Origin of the sequence: Xanthomonas arboricola (assembly GCF_003353015.1) — a bacterium.
Lineage (GTDB): Bacteria > Pseudomonadota > Gammaproteobacteria > Xanthomonadales > Xanthomonadaceae > Xanthomonas > Xanthomonas arboricola_E.
In genome coordinates this window covers 1,037,619-1,052,724 of the sequence record NZ_QREM01000009.1, presented here as the reverse complement: position 1 = coordinate 1,052,724, position 15,106 = coordinate 1,037,619, and the positions used below count along the sequence as shown (strand labels likewise).

Sequence of the window (15,106 nt, the reverse complement as noted above, 5' to 3'; positions counted from 1 at the left end):
GCCACTTGGCGATACCCTGCCCACTTCATGTCCCAGACCCCCACTTCCGCAGCTGGCCACGGCCATGCGCCCGCCAATCGCCATATGGCCTTGGTCATCGGCGCCATCGGCGTCGTCTTCGGCGATATCGGCACCAGTCCGCTGTACACCCTCAAGGAGGCGTTCTCGCCGCACTACGGGCTGACCAGCGATCACGACACCGTGCTGGGCGTGCTGTCGCTGGCGTTCTGGGCGCTGATGGTCACGGTGACGCTCAAGTACGTCACCATCATCATGCGCGCCGACAACGAGGGCGAGGGCGGCATCATGGCCTTGATGGCGCTGACCCAGCGCACCATGCGCAACGGCTCGCGCTCGGCGTACGTGGTCGGCATCCTCGGCATCTTCGGCGCCTCGCTGTTCTTCGGCGATGGCGTGATCACCCCGGCCATCTCGGTGATGGGCGCGGTGGAAGGCCTGGAAATCGCCGCGCCCAGCCTGCATCCCTTCATCGTGCCGATCACCGTGATCGTGCTGCTGGTGGTGTTCATGGTGCAGCGCTTCGGCACCGAAAAGGTCGGCAAGGTGTTCGGGCCGATCACCTGCCTGTGGTTCCTGTCGCTGGGGGCGATCGGCGCCTGGAACATCATCGATGCGCCGGAAGTGCTGAAGGCCTTCAACCCGTGGTGGGCGATCCGCTTCTTCATGGAGCATGGCTGGCACGGGGTGTTCATCCTCGGCGCGGTGGTGCTGGCGGTGACCGGCGGCGAGGCGCTGTATGCGGACATGGGCCACTTCGGCGCCAGGCCGATCCGCCACGGCTGGTATTTCTTCGTGCTGCCGATGCTGCTGCTCAACTACCTGGGGCAGGGCGCGCTGGTGCTCAATCACCCTTCCGCACTGAAGAACCCGTTCTTTGAAGCGGTGCCGGGCTGGGCGCTGTATCCGATGATCATCCTGGCCACGCTGGCGGCGGTGATCGCCTCGCAGGCGGTCATCACCGGCGCCTATTCGGTGGCCCGCCAGGCGATGCAGCTGGGCTACATCCCGCGCATGCTGATCAAGCACACCTCGCGCACCACCATCGGCCAGATCTACGTGCCCGGCATCAACTGGCTGTTGATGGTGATGGTGATCGCGCTGGTGCTGATCTTCCGCAGTTCCACCAACCTGGCGGTGGCCTACGGCATCTCGGTGTCGATGACGATGCTGATCGACACCCTGCTGCTGGCGCTGGTGGCGCGGTCGTTGTGGCCGCGCTGGCGCAACTGGGTGCTGCCGCTGTGCGTGGTGTTCTTCATCATCGAGCTGGCCTTCGTCATCGCCAACGGCGCCAAGCTGCTGCAGGGCGCGTGGTTCCCGCTGGCGCTGGGCATCGTGGTGTTCACCCTGATGCGCACCTGGCGCCGCGGCCGCGCGCTGCTGCGCGAGGAAATCCGCAAGGACGGCATCCGCATCGACAGCTTCCTGCCGGGCCTGATGCTGGCCCCGCCGGCGCGCGTGCCGGGCATGGCGGTGTTCCTCACCGCCGACCCGATGGTCGTGCCGCATGCGTTGATGCACAACCTCAAGCACAACAAGGTGCTGCACGAGCGCAACATCTTCCTCAACGTCGACACCTTGCCGATCCCGTATGCGCCGGCCGACAAGCGCCTGCAGATCGAATCGATCGGCGACGAGTTCTACCGCGTCTATGTGCGCTTCGGCTTCATGGAGACCCCGGACGTGCCGCTGGCGCTGATGCGCTCGTGCGACCAGGGTGGCATCCATTTCGACCCGATGGACACCACCTTCTTCGCCAGCCGCGAGACCATCGTGGCCAGCGCCAACCGCGGCATGCCGATCTGGCGCGACAAGCTGTTCGCGCTGATGCATCGCAACGCCGCCCCGGCCACCGGCTTCTTCCGCATCCCCGGCAACCGCCTGGTCGAGCTGGGCGCCCAGGTCGAGATCTGAGGCCGCCTGCGGCGGCCCGGGATTGGGGATCGGGGAATCGGGATTGGCAAGAGCGTAGCGCCGGAGGCGCCTCGCAGCCCATACTAGCTAGCTGCCAATCCCGAATGACGAATCCCCAATCCCAGCTCTAATGGACCGCATCATCGCCAGCAGTGCCACCCGCGAAGACGATGCCGCCGATGCGAGCATCCGGCCCAAGCGCCTGGCCGACTATCTCGGCCAGCAGCCGGTGCGCGAGCAGATGGAGATCTACATCGAAGCGGCCAAGGCGCGCGGCGAGGCGATGGACCACGTGCTGATCTTCGGCCCGCCCGGCCTGGGCAAGACCACGCTCAGCCACGTCATCGCCAACGAGTTGGGTGTCAATCTGCGCTCCACCTCCGGCCCGGTGATCGAGAAGGCCGGCGACCTGGCCGCGCTGCTGACCAACCTGCAGCCGCACGACGTGCTGTTCATCGACGAGATCCATCGCCTCTCGCCGGTGGTGGAAGAAGTGCTGTATCCGGCGATGGAAGATTTCCAGATCGACATCATGATCGGCGACGGCCCGGCCGCGCGCTCGATCAAGATCGACCTGCCGCCGTTCACCCTGATCGGCGCCACCACCCGTGCCGGCCTGCTGACCGCGCCACTGCGCGACCGCTTCGGCATCGTGCAGCGGCTGGAGTTCTATTCGCCGCCGGAACTGACCCGCATCGTGATCCGCTCGGCGGCGATCCTGGGCATCGACTGCACGCCCGAAGGCGCGGCCGAGATCGCCCGCCGCGCGCGCGGCACCCCGCGGATCGCCAACCGGCTGCTGCGGCGGGTGCGCGACTTCGCCCAGGTCAAGGCGGCCGGGCATATCGACCTGCCGGTGGCGCAGGCCGCCATGCAGATGCTGAAAGTGGATCCGGAAGGCTTCGACGAGCTCGACCGCCGCATGCTGCGCACCATCGTCGAACATTTCGACGGCGGCCCGGTGGGTGTGGAATCCCTGGCCGCCTCGCTGTCGGAAGAGCGCGGCACGCTGGAAGACGTGATCGAGCCCTACCTGATCCAGCAGGGCTTTCTGATCCGCACCGCGCGCGGCCGCATGGTCACCACCAAGGCCTACCTGCACCTGGGCCTGAAGCCGCCGCGCGATCGTGCCCCGGGCATCGGCGAGCCGGGAGAGCTGTTCTGATGACGCTCCGTTCGTCGCTCGCCCGGGCCGTCTCGACCACCATTCCGTGTCCATGACCGCCGATTCCCGACTCCCGATGTCCGACTCCCCGCCTGTATTCAGTTGGCCGACACGCGTCTACTGGGAAGATACCGACGCCGGCGGGGTGGTCTACCATGCGCGCTACGTCGCCTTCATGGAGCGTGCGCGCAGCGAATGGATGCGCGCGGCCGGCTACGGGCAGGACCTGATGCGCCAGCAGCACGAGCTGGTGTTTGCGGTCCGCTCGATGCAACTGGATTTCCTCAAGCCGGCCCGGCTCGACGATGCGCTGTCGGTGTCGGCAGTGTTGCTGCGATGCAGACGGGCCAGCCTGCTGTTTGCGCAGTCGGTACGTCGCGAGGGCGAAGTGCTGCTGACCGCCGAGGTGCGCATTGCCGCACTCGGCACCGGCGACTTCCGCCCGCGCGGGATGGACGATGCGCTGTATGACGTGTTGAAAGCTCTAGAAACCCCAGAATCCGATTACTGAGGAACAAACGGATGTCGATTGCATTGCTCCTGGCCCTGCAGGACACGGTAGTGGAAGCACTACCGCAGGACGTTGCCGCCGCTGCGGCACAGACCGCCAGCGTGGCGCACAACAGCAGCATCAACTATGTCGATCTGATCCTGCGGGCGAGTATCCCGGTCAAGATCATCGTGTTGCTGCTGCTGATCGGCTCGTTCATCAGCTGGGTGATCATCTTCCGCAAGGCACGCGCCTTCAAGCAGGCCAACCGCGAGGCGGACGAGTTCGAGAACCGCTTCTGGTCCGGCGCCGACCTGGCCAAGCTCTACGCCTCGGCCACCGACCGCAACCGCACCGTCGGCGGCCTGGAGTCGATGTTCGAGAGCGGCTTCCGCGAGTTCTCGCGGCTGCGTGACCGCCGCCGGCTGGACGGGCGGGTGCAGCTGGAAGGCGCGCAGCGTGCCATGCGCACCGCCTTTACCCGCGAGGTCGACCAGCTCGAGCGCAATCTCGAACTGCTGGCCAACATCGGCTCCACCGCGCCGTACGTCGGCCTGGTCGGTACCGTGTTCGGCATCATGGTGACCATGCACGACATGGTCAGCAGCGGCGAGCAGGCCGGTATCGCGGCCGTGGCGCCGGGTATTTCCGAAGCCCTGTTCGCTACCGCCATCGGCCTGTTCGTGGCGATTCCCGCGGTGTGGGCCTACAACCGCTTCACCACCCGCGTGGAGCGGCTGTCGGTGCGCTACGAGACCTTCGCCGACGAGTTCAGCTCGATCCTGCAGCGCCAGGCCGGCGCAGACGAGTGATGCGCGTGCCCTGCGACAGCCGGCAGCCAGGCGAGTGCCCCGTCATGGTCCGCACATTCCGGCGTGCGGACATGCCGGGTGCTGCGTTTGCCCGTGCCCGTTTCCCGCAGCGCAGGGATTGGACCGGCCAGCCATCCGCGACAGCGCGCACCCACCTGTGCGAAGGATTGGATGGGCGAGTCCCCCGCAACAGCCCGCACCTGCATGTGCGGGGGATCAATAGGAACGTTCCTCGATGATTTCCGGTATTTCCCGCCGTAAGAAGCGCAAGCTCAAATCCGACATCAACGTCGTGCCGTACATCGACGTGATGCTGGTGCTGCTGATCATCTTCATGGTGACCGCACCGCTGCTGACCCTGAGCACCGACGTGAACCTGCCGAGCTCGCGCGCCAAGGCGCTGGAGAGCAAGCAGGATCCGGTCGTGGTGGTGGTCGCTGCCGACGGCCAGCTTGCCCTGCAGCTGCCCAAGGGCAAGCCGCAGGCGATGGACGTGGCCGCGCTGCAGGCGCAGCTGGCCGCGATCGTGGCGCAGGACAAGGACGCGCGCGTGGTGGTGGCCGGCGATCGCGCCGCGCCATATCAAAAGATCATGGACGCCATCGACGTGCTCAAGCAGGCCAAGGTCGAGAAGGTCGGCCTGATCTCCGACTCCGGCGGCACTGCAGGCAGCGATGCACGCTGACGCACTCCCCACCCAGACGGCGCGCGAGGATGGCTGGCTGCGGCCGGTCGTGCTGGCGCTGGTCGTGCACGTACTGGTCGCGCTGGTGTTCATCGCCGGCTGGCTGTGGTCGCCCGAACGCTCGGTCGAGCCGGCCGCCGGCGATCCCAGCATGGAAGCCTCGCTGGATGTGTCCGCGGCCGAAGCGCGCGTCGCGCGCCAGGCGCTGAAGGCCACGCCGGTGGAGGCACCGCCACCGCCGGCGCCGCTGCCCGAGCCCGCGCCGGAAGATACCGTGCCGCCGCCGCAGCCGATTCCCGAACCGCATCCGCAGGATGCGCCCACGCCGCAGCAGGCGCAGGCGCAGGAGCGTGTCGCCCAGCCGGACAAGATTGACCAGGAGCGCGTGGACGCGCTCGCGCTGTCGGCGGAAAAGGCCAAGCAGGAGCAGGAAGCCAAGCGCCGCCAGGAACAGATCGACCTGACCGAGCGCAAGCGCCAGGAAGAGGCCGAGCAGAAACTGCGGCTGGCCAAGCAGCAGGAAGAAGCCGACGCCAAGAAGAAGCAGGCCGCCGCGCAACAGGCTGCCGCCGATGCCGAGCGCGAGAAGAAGATCGCCGACATCCGCCGCCAGCGCGAACAGGCCACCAAGGAGGCCGCGCTGGCCGAGCAGAAGCTGCGCCAGGTCGCCGCTGCGCGTGCGCAGCAGGCCTCGTCGGCTGCCGCCGCCAGCGCGCAACCGACCGCGGGGCAGGGCGGTACCAGCACCGATCTGTCGGCCAAGTACGCTGCGGCGATCCAGCAAAAGGTGCTGGCGCAGTGGGTGCGCCCGCCGTCGGTGCCGCCGGGCCAGAAGTGCACCATCAACATCCGCCAGTTGCCTGGCGGCAGCGTGATGGAGGCCAAGGTCGCGCCCGGCTGTCCCTATGACGAGGCCGGCCAGCGCTCGATCGAGGCCGCGGTGCTGAGTGCCCAGCCATTGCCGTATCGCGGTTTCGAGTCGGTCTTCCAGCGCAACCTGACCTTCGTGTTCACCGCGCAGGACCAGTAGCGCAGGTTGCGGGTGGCTGGGGCGCGGCAGCACGGCCTGCGCTGCGCCTCGGCTGTGCGGGTGGTGGTGCGACTGCTTGGCGCCGGTGTTCGGGCGATCGATGTGGCGCACCACCGCAGGCTCGTCCGGCTGCCGGAATTGCCCGCTGGTCGGCCGCTCGCTTCATTTTCACGCTGTCTCGTTCACGATTGCGAGTATGTTCACTCGCTGATTGGTATCCCTTGCACACTTTTCCTGCCCGATCCGAGCCGTCCATGAAAAAACCGCTGCGTTGGCTAGCTGCCTTGACCGTCCTGTTGTTGCCGCTGAGCGCGTTCGCGCAACAGCAAGGACTCACCATCGATATCGTCGGCGGTAGCGCCTCGGCCACGCCGATCACCGTCGTGCCCATGCCCTACCAGGGCTCCGGCACTGCGCCGCAGACCGATGTCTCTGCTGTCGTCGGCGCCGACCTGGACCGCTCCGGCCAGTTCCGCACCTTGCCGGTTGCGCAGATCGTCGAGAAGCCGACCCGCGGCACCGAGGTGCAGTTCCAGACCTGGCGCACGCTCAAGCAGAACTACATCGTGGTCGGCCGCGTCATGGACGCCGGCGAAGGCGCTTACCGCGTCGAGTACGAACTGTTCGACGTGGCCAAGGGCGAGCGCATGCTCGGCCTGGCGATGACGGCGCGTGCCAATGCGATGCGCGACGTCTCGCACCAGATGGCCGATGCCATCTACGAAAAGATCACCGGCGTGCGCGGCGCGTTCTGGACCCGGATTGCCTACGTGACCGCCAGCGGCAAGGGCGGGGCGATGCGTTATGCGCTGATGGTGGCCGATTCGGATGGCTACAACCCGCAGACCATCGTGCGTTCGGCCGAACCGCTGCTGTCGCCGAACTGGAGCCCGGACGGCAAGAAGCTGGCCTACGTGAGCTTCGAGCGCGGCAATTCCTCGATCTACCTGCAGGACATCGCCACCGGCGCGCGTGAACTGGTGTCCAGCTTCCGCGGCATCAACGGTGCGCCGTCGTTCTCGCCGGACGGGCGTCGCCTGGCGCTGGCACTGTCGCGCAGCGGCAATCCGGAAATCTACGTGATGGACCTGGGCAGCAAGCAGCTGACCCAGCTGACCAACCACTTCGGCATCGATACCGAGCCGACCTGGGCGCCGGACGGCGGCAGCATCTACTTCACCTCCGATCGCGGCGGTCGTCCGCAGATCTACCAGGTGGCCGCAAGCGGCGGCAGCGCCAACCGCGTGACCTTCCAGGGCAACTACAACGCCACCGCCAGCGTCTCGTTCGACGGCAAGAAGATCGCCGTGGCGCAGGGCAGCGGCAACAGCTACCGCATCGCCATGATGGATCGCAGCCTGGGTTCGCCCAGCTGGAGCACGCTGTCGCCCGGGTCGCTGGACGAATCGCCGAGCTTCGCGCCGAACGCCAGCATGGTGCTGTACGCCGCACGTGAGGGTGGCCGCGGCGTGCTCTACGCCGTGTCTGCCGACGCTCGCGTCCGCCAGCGCCTGGTGCTGGCCGATGGAGATGTGAGAGAACCTTCGTGGGGGCCTTACCGAACCGCGCATTAATGTTAATATTTCGCTGCGTTAAACCACTCATTGGCCCAGAGCCTCCATAGGTATCCCATGAACAAGTCCACCCGCGTCTTGCTTGTCTCCCTGTTGTCCGTGGCCGTGCTGGCCGGTTGTTCGAAGAAGGTGAAGGAAACTCCGCCTCCTGCGACTGACACCACCACTGGTTCCTCCGTTCCCACCGGCCCGTCCACCTCTGGCCTGTACGGCCCGGGCGACCTGGATACCGATGCCTGCCTGCGCCAGCGCGTTGTCTACTTCGATCTGGATCAGGACTCCCTGAAGCCGGAATTCCAGGCCATCATGGCGTGCCACGCCAAGTACCTGCGTGACCGTCCGTCCTCGCGCATCACCCTGCAGGGCAATGCCGACGAGCGCGGTTCGCGCGAGTACAACATGGGTCTGGGCGAGCGTCGCGGCAACGCCGTGTCGTCCTCGCTGCAGGCTGCCGGCGGTTCGGCCAGCCAGCTGACCGTGGTCAGCTACGGCGAAGAGCGTCCGGTCTGCACCGAAACCAGCGAAAGCTGCTGGTCGCAGAACCGTCGTGTTGAAATCGTGTACACGGCTCAGTAAGAAGCGATGCGCTTTCGAGTGACATCCCTGTTCGTCGCGGCGGCCCTTGTGGTCGCCGCGCCGGCGCACGCGCAGCGAGCCAGTCTCGCTGATCGTGTTGCCGTGCTTGAGCAGCAGCAGGCCAACAGCCAGGCCAACAACGATCTTCTCAATCAGCTGCAGCAGGCGCGTTCGGACCTGCAGGGCTTGCGAGCGACCGTGGAGCAGCTGCAGCACGACAACGAACAACTCAAGCAGCAGTCCAAGGACCAGTATCTGGATCTGGACGGACGCCTGAACCGGCTGGAAGGGGCAGGTGGCGCAACGCCGCCATTGCCATCGCCCACCGGCAGCGTCACACCGGCCCCGGCACCTGCCGCGCGGCCTGCAGCGGCGGCAACTTCCGAGAAGCCGCCCAGCGTGCATGGCGATCCAGGCACGATGGCCGTCAGCAACGACGAACGCACTGCCTACAACGTTGCCTTCGATGCATTGAAGAACGGCAAGTACGACGATGCCTCGCAGTTGTTTTTGAGCTTTCTCGAGCTCTATCCCAATGGCGTCTACACCCCCAATGCCTTGTACTGGCTGGGCGAAAGCTATTACGCCACCCGAAATTTCCAGCTGGCCGAGGCGCAGTTCCGCGATCTGGTCAGCCGCTATCCCACGCATGACAAGGCCGCTGGCGGCCTGTTGAAGCTTGGCCTGTCGCAGTATGGCGAAGGCAAGAACGACCAGGCCCAGCAGACCTTGCAGCAGGTCGCAACGCAGTATCCCGGCTCCGACGCAGCGCGCGTGGCCCAGGAGCGTCTGCAGTCCATCCGTCTCGGCCAGCAACTGCGCTGAGCCGCGCTGCGTTCGCGCCTTCTGGCGTGGCGCATACTTTGCCCATGAACGCCGCCGCCGTCCCCAGCGAGATCGTCCAGTCGCCGTTGCCGCGATTGAAGATCACCGAAATCTTCCTGTCCCTGCAAGGCGAAGCCGAGGCGGCCGGCTGGCCGACCGTGTTCGTGCGTCTGACCGGCTGCCCGCTGCGCTGCCATTACTGCGATACCGCCTACGCCTTCCATGGCGGTGAGTGGTACGACATCGATGCGATCGTCGCCGAGGTCACCGGCCACGGCGTGCGCCATGTCTGCGTGACCGGCGGCGAGCCGCTGGCGCAGAAGCGCTGCCTGGTGCTGCTGCAGAAACTGTGCGATGCCGGCTTCGATGTCTCGCTGGAGACGTCCGGCGCGCTGGACGTGTCGGCGGTCGATCCGCGCGTCTCGCGCGTGGTCGACATCAAGACCCCTGCATCCGGCGAGCAACAGCGCAATCGCTGGGAGAATCTGCCGCTGCTGACCGCACGCGACCAGATCAAGTTGGTGATCTGCAGCCGTGCCGATTACGAATGGGCGCGCGAGATCGTTGCGGCCCACGCGCTGGACCGCCGCTGCACGGTATGGTTTTCGCCCAGCAAGAGCGAGGTGACGCCGCGGCAGCTGGCCGACTGGATCGTGGCCGACCGCCTGCCGGTACGCTTCCAGATGCAGCTGCACAAGCTGCTGTGGAACGACGAACCGGGGCGCTAGGCGCGAGCGCCAAGCTGAGCGATAGAGCGACTGCGCTCATCCAAAAAAAGCGGGCGCGGCCGGTTGCCTGCAATCGGCGTGTGCCAGGCATCCACTGCGGTTGCTGGCATGCCGTCCGCACCCGCCTGCCGACCACCCGCCACGCTTCGTTGGCCGCGCCAGATCCCGGGTGCAAGGTGCTGCCTGCCAGGAGACAGCACCTGCGTCTATGCTGCGATCCTGTTCAATTCCTCGACGGCATCGGCCGGCAGTTTCAGTTCCGCCGCGAACAGATTGGCGCGCAGATGCGTCACCGACGAGGTCCCCGGGATCAGCAGGATGTTGGGCGAGCGCTGCAGCAGCCAGGCCAGTGCCACCTGCATCGGGGTTGCGGCCAGGCGCCCGGCAACAGCGGCGAGCGTGGACGATTGCAATGGCGAGAAACCGCCCAGCGGGAAGAACGGCACGTAGGCGATGCCGTTGCGCGCGAGCGCGTCGATGAGTGCGTCGTCGTGCCGATGCGCGATGTTGTACATGTTCTGCACGCAGACGATGTCGGTCATGGCGCGCGCCTCGGCCACCTGCGTCGCAGTGACGTTGCTGATGCCGATGTGCCGCACCAGGCCGTCGCGCTGCAGCGCGAGCAAGGTCTCCAGCTGTTCGGCAATCGAGCCTTCCGCCGGTTCCTGGGTCTTGAACATCACGCGCAGGTTGACCACCTCCAGCGTTTCCAGCCCCAGGTTGCGCAGATTGTCGTGCACCGCCTCGACCAGTTGCTGCGGCGAGAAGGCCGGCAGCCAGGAACCATCCGCGCCGCGGGCCGCACCGATCTTGGTGACCAGGGTCAGCGCCTGCGGGTAGGGATGCAGTGCCTCGCGGATCAGTTGATTGGTGGTGTGCGGCCCATAGAAATCGCTGGTGTCGATATGGTTGACGCCCTGCGCCATCGCCTCGCGCAGCACGGCCAGCGCGCCCTCGCGATCCTTGGGCGGGCCGAACACGCCGGGCCCCGCGAGCTTCATCGCGCCGTAGCCGATGCGGGTGACGCTGCGATCTCCAAGAAGAAACGTGCCGGCTTTTTCGATGTTGCTCATGGCGTTGCGCTCGCGTGTCGTTGAGTCAACAACGATAGGAAACGGGGCGCGGCATGGGAATTCGCATTTGCTGCCGCGCCAGTTCCGTCCCGCCAGGGCTTGCGATATATGGGCGCAGCCGCATCGGCCCGGCTGATCGCCCCGCGGGATGTGCCGGAGTTTCAGGTTTTGCTGGCTCGGCGGGCAGTGCTTTCGCCGCATTTCGTCGCAACCGTCGCCTTGTCGCGGCGGTGTGTCTTTGCGTTGACAGGCGCCAAGCGGCAGAGCGAGTATTCCCGCGTCGCCGCCCATTCGGCGACCGGGATTGGCGTCCCGAACCAAAAGGCGCACCAGCGCCCATCGATCGATGCACGGCGCTTTTTAGTTGCCCGCATCGTCGCGGGTGCATGCCGGCCAGCGTTTACGGCGGGCGGTGCGCGGGGGCCGCAAGGCCCACCGGTTCCTTTTGGCCGGCACGCCAACCGCGTACCGTCCGCCACCCCGATTGGCGTCTGGGTGGCGGATTCCAAAACACAAAAGGAATCCAGCATGTCTTACGACACCCATGAAATGCCCGCATCTGCTGCGTGCCAGATCGTCCGCCATTTCGATCCGGCCGCCAACGCATTCGATTGGAACCGTGCAGCCTCGTTCAACATGACGTCGAGCGGCGAAGGCCCCAGCAAACCCTTTCACCTCCTTACGTCTGCCTATCGTCATCTGGTTGCGGTGATCGTTGGCGTCGATGGCCGCTCGGAGATGCAGCGATGAGCGCCAACAAGCAATTCCGCGTCTGTGACGGTGTGGTTCTCAGCGTCGAGGTGATGCAGGGCTATGTGTTGGCGATGCTGCATTCCGACGCGCAGCCCGATCTGTCGCCAGTGCTGATCGCCTGCGAAGCCACTGGCTTTGACGAGGTCTTGCCGGGCAGCGATGCGCAGAGCGTCGTGCTGGGCCGTCTGCATGTCTGCATGCGTGTGGACGCTGCGGTGGGCGTGCTGACGTGGCTGCGCAAGCAGGCTCGCGCCGCTGGGGCCGCGCGACGAACGCGGCGCGTGTAATCGCCTGTCCAGAAGACCCGAGCCGGTTGATCAGCGGGAACGACACGGCCGCCAGCCCGGGCCCAGGACCTGACGGCCGGCGCAGCGTGATCGGGCAGGGAAGTGCTGGCTTGGGCCACGCCATGCGCGCTGCGATAGGCGCCGCGACCCATTCGACCGCGTGGCCGTGCAACACGCTGCACGGCTGCGCAGTTGCCGGTGGATTGTCCGCAGGCACAAAAAAAGCGCCCTGGGCGCCCTTCACGTTGCTGGTCTGATTGGTGGGCCGTGATGGATTCGAACCATCGACCAAAAGATTAAAAGTCTTCTGCTCTACCGACTGAGCTAACGGCCCACTGTCCCGGCAGCGCGCCGGGGTGCGCATTCTACCCTACACCGGCGTCAAGGCGAAATGGCGTAGTGGGTGGGGTCGGCGACGCCGGCGTCGGCGAAACCGGCCGCGCGCAGGCGGCAGGCGTCGCAGTGGCCGCAGGCGCGTCCGTCGGCGTCGGCGCGGTAGCAAGACACGGTCAGGCCAAAGTCCACGCCCAGGCGCAGGCCTTCACGCACGATGTCGGCCTTGCTGAGGAACTGCAGCGGCGCATGCACGCGCAGGCCGGCGCCTTCCACGCCCACCTTGGTGGCCAGGTTGGCCAGCACTTCGAAGGCGCGGACGAATTCGGGCCGGCAGTCGGGGTAACCCGAGTAATCGACCGCGTTGACGCCGCAGAACAGGTCGTTGGCGCCGATCACTTCGGCCCAGCCCAGTGCCAGCGACAGCATGATGGTGTTGCGCGCCGGCACGTAGGTGACCGGAATGCCGGCACCACCGGCATCGGGCACGTCGATGTCGTCGGTGAGCGCCGAGCCGCCGATGCTGCGCAGGTCCACGTCCACCACCTTGTGCGCGATCACGCCCTGCGCCGCAGCCACGCGCGCGGCGGCGTCCAGCTCGGAGGTATGGCGCTGGCCGTAGCGCACGCTCAGGGCATGCACGGCAAAGCCCTGCTCCTGCGCAAGCGCGATGACGGCAGCGGAATCCATGCCCCCGGACAACAGAACAACGGCTTTTTTCATGACGGATCGGCAATCACAACAGAACAGGCGGAAAGGCTAGCAGGCTCGGCGTGGCACGGCGAGCCGGTCGTCGCTGCGGCCGCGCGAAATGCCATCCGTGCAATGCGACCTGGCCATGGCACAGTGCCGACCGCTGGCTCCTTGGCCGCACCGGCGGAGCGCTGCGCGAGCGTGCGTACCTCGGAAGCCAACACCGCAAAGCCGCGTCCCTGTTTGCACGCCGGCATGGCCGGCTGCTCGTGTCGGCACCGCGCATCGCGCGTGATGGGTCACGCGCACGGCGGGACTGCGGGTGCTGCGCTCAGCCTTCCAGCGCAGCGAGTACTTCGGCATGAAGCTGCTCGGCGCCGCTTTCGGTATTGAAGCGTGCAAAGACTTCCTCGCCGGAGAGCAGGCCGACCCGCACCGAATGGCAATACGACCCGAAGTTTTCGCCTGCATTGAAGGGATCGTTGACGACGGAGATATGGTTGAGGCGGATCCGGGTGGTGCCGAACTTGATGAACATCTGCGATCTCCTGTGTGAGCGCCCAGTTTCCCACGTCGTCGGGCGGTGCAGAAGCCGGCCTCACGCATCCGCCGACCCAGCACGTACACTGCCGTCCCCTGATGCAGAGCTCGTCCGATGTCCGATCCGATCCGTCTCGATAAATGCGTGGCCGCGCTGTTTGGCTGCTCGCGCGGCGAGGCGCAGCAATACATCGAGGGCGGCTGGGTCAGCGTGGACGGGGCCGTGGTCGAGGAGCCGCAAGCCCTGGCGACCGCGGCGCAGGTGACGCTGGCGGAAAACGCCGTGCTCGAAGCTGCCGAGCCTGCCACGCTGCTGCTGCACAAGCCGGCGGGCATGAGCGCCGAGGCGGCACTGGCACTGGCCACTGCAGCAACGCGCAGCGTCCTGGACCCGCTCGAGATGCGCGTGCTGAAGCGGCACTTCCTGCGCCTGAGCGCGCCGCTACCGTTGGAGGACGAGGCCAGCGGTTTGCTGGTGCTGAGCCAGGACGGCCGCGTGCTGCGCAGGCTCGGTGCCGATGCCACCTCCATCGAACAGGAGTTCCTGGTGGAGGTGCGCGGGGAGTTGCGCCCCTACGGCATGGCGCGGCTTGCGCATGGCCTGGTGTATCAGCAACGCAGTCTGCCGCCGTGCAAGGTGAGCTGGCAGAACGAGGAGCGTCTGCGGTTTGCGATCAAGCACGTGCAACCCGGCCAGCTGCGTTCCATGTGCGATGCGGTGGGGCTGGAGGTGGTCAGCATCCGGCGCCTGCGCGTGGGCCGGGTGTCGCTGGGCAAGCTAGCCATCGGCCAATGGCGCTATCTGCCAGCCGGCGAGCGTTTCTGACGGGTGCTGGCTGCTGGACGCGCGTGGTGGCGATGCGGTGGCATGCCGCTGCCGACGGCATCTTGCAGGCTTCAGGCGTTGCGCGACTGCAACATGGCGCGATCGCTGTCAGGCGCGGCTGCCCGGGCTGTTTCAGCACCGATGCGCGTGCATGCACGCACGTAGCGCGAAGTGACCGCGCCAGGTAAAGAGCGCAAGCGCATCAGCCGCCCCCTGGACGTTCGGCGGTGTACTGCGATGACGCATCGAGCGCACGCTGCGTTGCGCACCCCGATGCCAGGATCACTCTCTTCAACGCCTACTTCTTGTTGCGCTTTTTCTTGGCGCGGGTCACCAGCCAGAACACGACGGCGATCACGCCGACTACCAGAATGATGAAGGCCGGTGACAGAAACGAATTGTCGCCCATGGGAATGTCCTGAGTCTTCGCAGCCAAGTGCTGCACTGACGTCAGCCTAACGAGCGGCCTGCTTGGTAGCGTGAAAGACGCTTCATTGCTGGACCGCAGCGGCGATGCGTGACCCATGCGGCAAGCGCGCGCGACGGTGGCGTGCGTAGGCGTTCGGCAGATGCCTGCTGCGCTGCCGTTGCAACGCCGGCATCGGCATGGCTGACAGGGTGGCCGGATGCATGGCAACGGCAAGCCGACCGAATTCCGGCCGTGTGCTGCCCCGGTGCCGGCGATGTCCCGGCGGGGGCGTGCTCAGCGCCTCGCGAGTCGAGCGGCCCAACAGGCCTCGCGTCCGGTGGCTGCAGTTTAAATGAGGTATGCGTCACGTAA

General features: G+C 66.4%; 16 protein-coding genes, 1 tRNA gene and 1 pseudogene. 13 read left to right on the top strand and 5 right to left on the bottom strand.

What is annotated here, in order from left to right:
• The first annotated feature begins 27 nt into the window (after positions 1 to 27).
• From C0541_RS15160 to queE, 10 genes are all read left to right on the top strand, one after another.
• Positions 28 to 1,935: a potassium transporter Kup gene (locus C0541_RS15160; protein WP_115049549.1), complete on the top strand. Its 1,908-nt coding sequence runs from the start codon at positions 28 to 30 to the stop codon at positions 1,933 to 1,935.
• 130 nt (positions 1,936 to 2,065) lie between these two features.
• Positions 2,066 to 3,100: a Holliday junction branch migration DNA helicase RuvB gene (gene ruvB / locus C0541_RS15155; protein WP_115049547.1), complete on the top strand. Its 1,035-nt coding sequence runs from the start codon at positions 2,066 to 2,068 to the stop codon at positions 3,098 to 3,100.
• A gap of 52 nt (positions 3,101 to 3,152) precedes the next feature.
• Positions 3,153 to 3,611: a tol-pal system-associated acyl-CoA thioesterase gene (ybgC, locus tag C0541_RS15150; RefSeq protein WP_115049545.1), complete on the top strand. Its 459-nt coding sequence runs from the start codon at positions 3,153 to 3,155 to the stop codon at positions 3,609 to 3,611.
• 11 nt (positions 3,612 to 3,622) lie between these two features.
• Positions 3,623 to 4,402 carry a protein TolQ gene (gene tolQ / locus C0541_RS15145; protein WP_016904125.1) on the top strand — a complete coding sequence of 260 codons (780 nt, stop codon included), beginning with the start codon at positions 3,623 to 3,625 and terminating at the stop codon, positions 4,400 to 4,402.
• Between the two features lie 235 nt (positions 4,403 to 4,637).
• A complete protein-coding gene (tolR, locus tag C0541_RS15140) occupies positions 4,638 to 5,087 on the top strand; it encodes a protein TolR (RefSeq protein WP_016904126.1) in 450 nt (149 codons plus the stop codon).
• On the top strand, positions 5,077 to 6,117 hold the full coding sequence (gene tolA / locus C0541_RS15135) for a cell envelope integrity protein TolA (protein ID WP_115049543.1): 1,041 nt from the start codon (positions 5,077 to 5,079) through the stop codon (positions 6,115 to 6,117). Before tolR ends, tolA begins: the two co-directional genes overlap by 11 nt.
• 254 nt (positions 6,118 to 6,371) lie before the next feature.
• Complete coding sequence (gene tolB / locus C0541_RS15130; RefSeq protein ID WP_115049541.1) at positions 6,372 to 7,691, top strand: Tol-Pal system beta propeller repeat protein TolB; 1,320 nt, start codon at positions 6,372 to 6,374, stop codon at positions 7,689 to 7,691.
• Between the two features lie 57 nt (positions 7,692 to 7,748).
• Positions 7,749 to 8,267 carry a peptidoglycan-associated lipoprotein Pal gene (pal, locus tag C0541_RS15125; protein WP_115049539.1) on the top strand — a complete coding sequence of 173 codons (519 nt, stop codon included), beginning with the start codon at positions 7,749 to 7,751 and terminating at the stop codon, positions 8,265 to 8,267.
• Positions 8,268 to 8,273: 6 nt separating this feature from the next.
• Positions 8,274 to 9,092, top strand: a complete 819-nt coding sequence (gene ybgF, locus C0541_RS15120) for a tol-pal system protein YbgF (RefSeq protein ID WP_115049537.1) — start codon at positions 8,274 to 8,276, stop codon at positions 9,090 to 9,092.
• Between the two features lie 44 nt (positions 9,093 to 9,136).
• A complete protein-coding gene (gene queE, locus C0541_RS15115; RefSeq protein WP_115049535.1) occupies positions 9,137 to 9,820 on the top strand; it encodes a 7-carboxy-7-deazaguanine synthase QueE in 684 nt (227 codons plus the stop codon).
• A gap of 206 nt (positions 9,821 to 10,026) precedes the next feature.
• Here queE and C0541_RS15110 read toward each other — a convergent pair whose 3' ends face one another.
• Positions 10,027 to 10,893 carry an aldo/keto reductase family oxidoreductase gene (locus C0541_RS15110; RefSeq protein WP_115049534.1) on the bottom strand — a complete coding sequence of 289 codons (867 nt, stop codon included), beginning with the start codon at positions 10,891 to 10,893 and terminating at the stop codon, positions 10,027 to 10,029.
• Positions 10,894 to 11,421: 528 nt separating this feature from the next.
• On the opposite strand from C0541_RS15110, the gene C0541_RS15105 reads away from it, so the two are divergent.
• The gene (locus C0541_RS15105; protein ID WP_115049532.1) at positions 11,422 to 11,643 is read left to right on the top strand and encodes a hypothetical protein; all 222 of its coding nucleotides are present in this window, start codon (positions 11,422 to 11,424) and stop codon (positions 11,641 to 11,643) included.
• Positions 11,640 to 11,933 (top strand): hypothetical protein, encoded by a 294-nt coding sequence (locus tag C0541_RS15100; protein ID WP_161960092.1) that lies wholly within the window; start codon positions 11,640 to 11,642, stop codon positions 11,931 to 11,933. The genes C0541_RS15105 and C0541_RS15100 overlap by 4 nt, the downstream gene beginning before the upstream one ends.
• A 258-nt stretch (positions 11,934 to 12,191) precedes the next feature.
• Here the strand turns inward: C0541_RS15100 and C0541_RS15095 are convergent.
• The 4 genes and pseudogenes from C0541_RS15095 to C0541_RS15080 form a co-directional block, all read right to left on the bottom strand.
• Positions 12,192 to 12,267, bottom strand: a tRNA-Lys gene (locus C0541_RS15095).
• A gap of 47 nt (positions 12,268 to 12,314) precedes the next feature.
• The gene (gene queC, locus C0541_RS15090; RefSeq protein ID WP_115049530.1) at positions 12,315 to 12,989 is read right to left on the bottom strand and encodes a 7-cyano-7-deazaguanine synthase QueC; all 675 of its coding nucleotides are present in this window, start codon (positions 12,987 to 12,989) and stop codon (positions 12,315 to 12,317) included.
• Between the two features lie 137 nt (positions 12,990 to 13,126).
• Positions 13,127 to 13,219, bottom strand: a pseudogene (locus C0541_RS21755) (methyl-accepting chemotaxis protein); the annotation flags it as partial.
• A 71-nt stretch (positions 13,220 to 13,290) separates the two neighbouring features.
• Positions 13,291 to 13,497 carry a hypothetical protein gene (locus C0541_RS15080; protein WP_115049526.1) on the bottom strand — a complete coding sequence of 69 codons (207 nt, stop codon included), beginning with the start codon at positions 13,495 to 13,497 and terminating at the stop codon, positions 13,291 to 13,293.
• Positions 13,498 to 13,614: 117 nt separating this feature from the next.
• Here C0541_RS15080 and C0541_RS15075 point away from each other — a divergent pair, with 117 nt between their 5' ends.
• Positions 13,615 to 14,325 carry an rRNA pseudouridine synthase gene (locus C0541_RS15075; protein WP_115049524.1) on the top strand — a complete coding sequence of 237 codons (711 nt, stop codon included), beginning with the start codon at positions 13,615 to 13,617 and terminating at the stop codon, positions 14,323 to 14,325.
• The last annotated feature ends 781 nt before the right edge of the window (positions 14,326 to 15,106 follow it).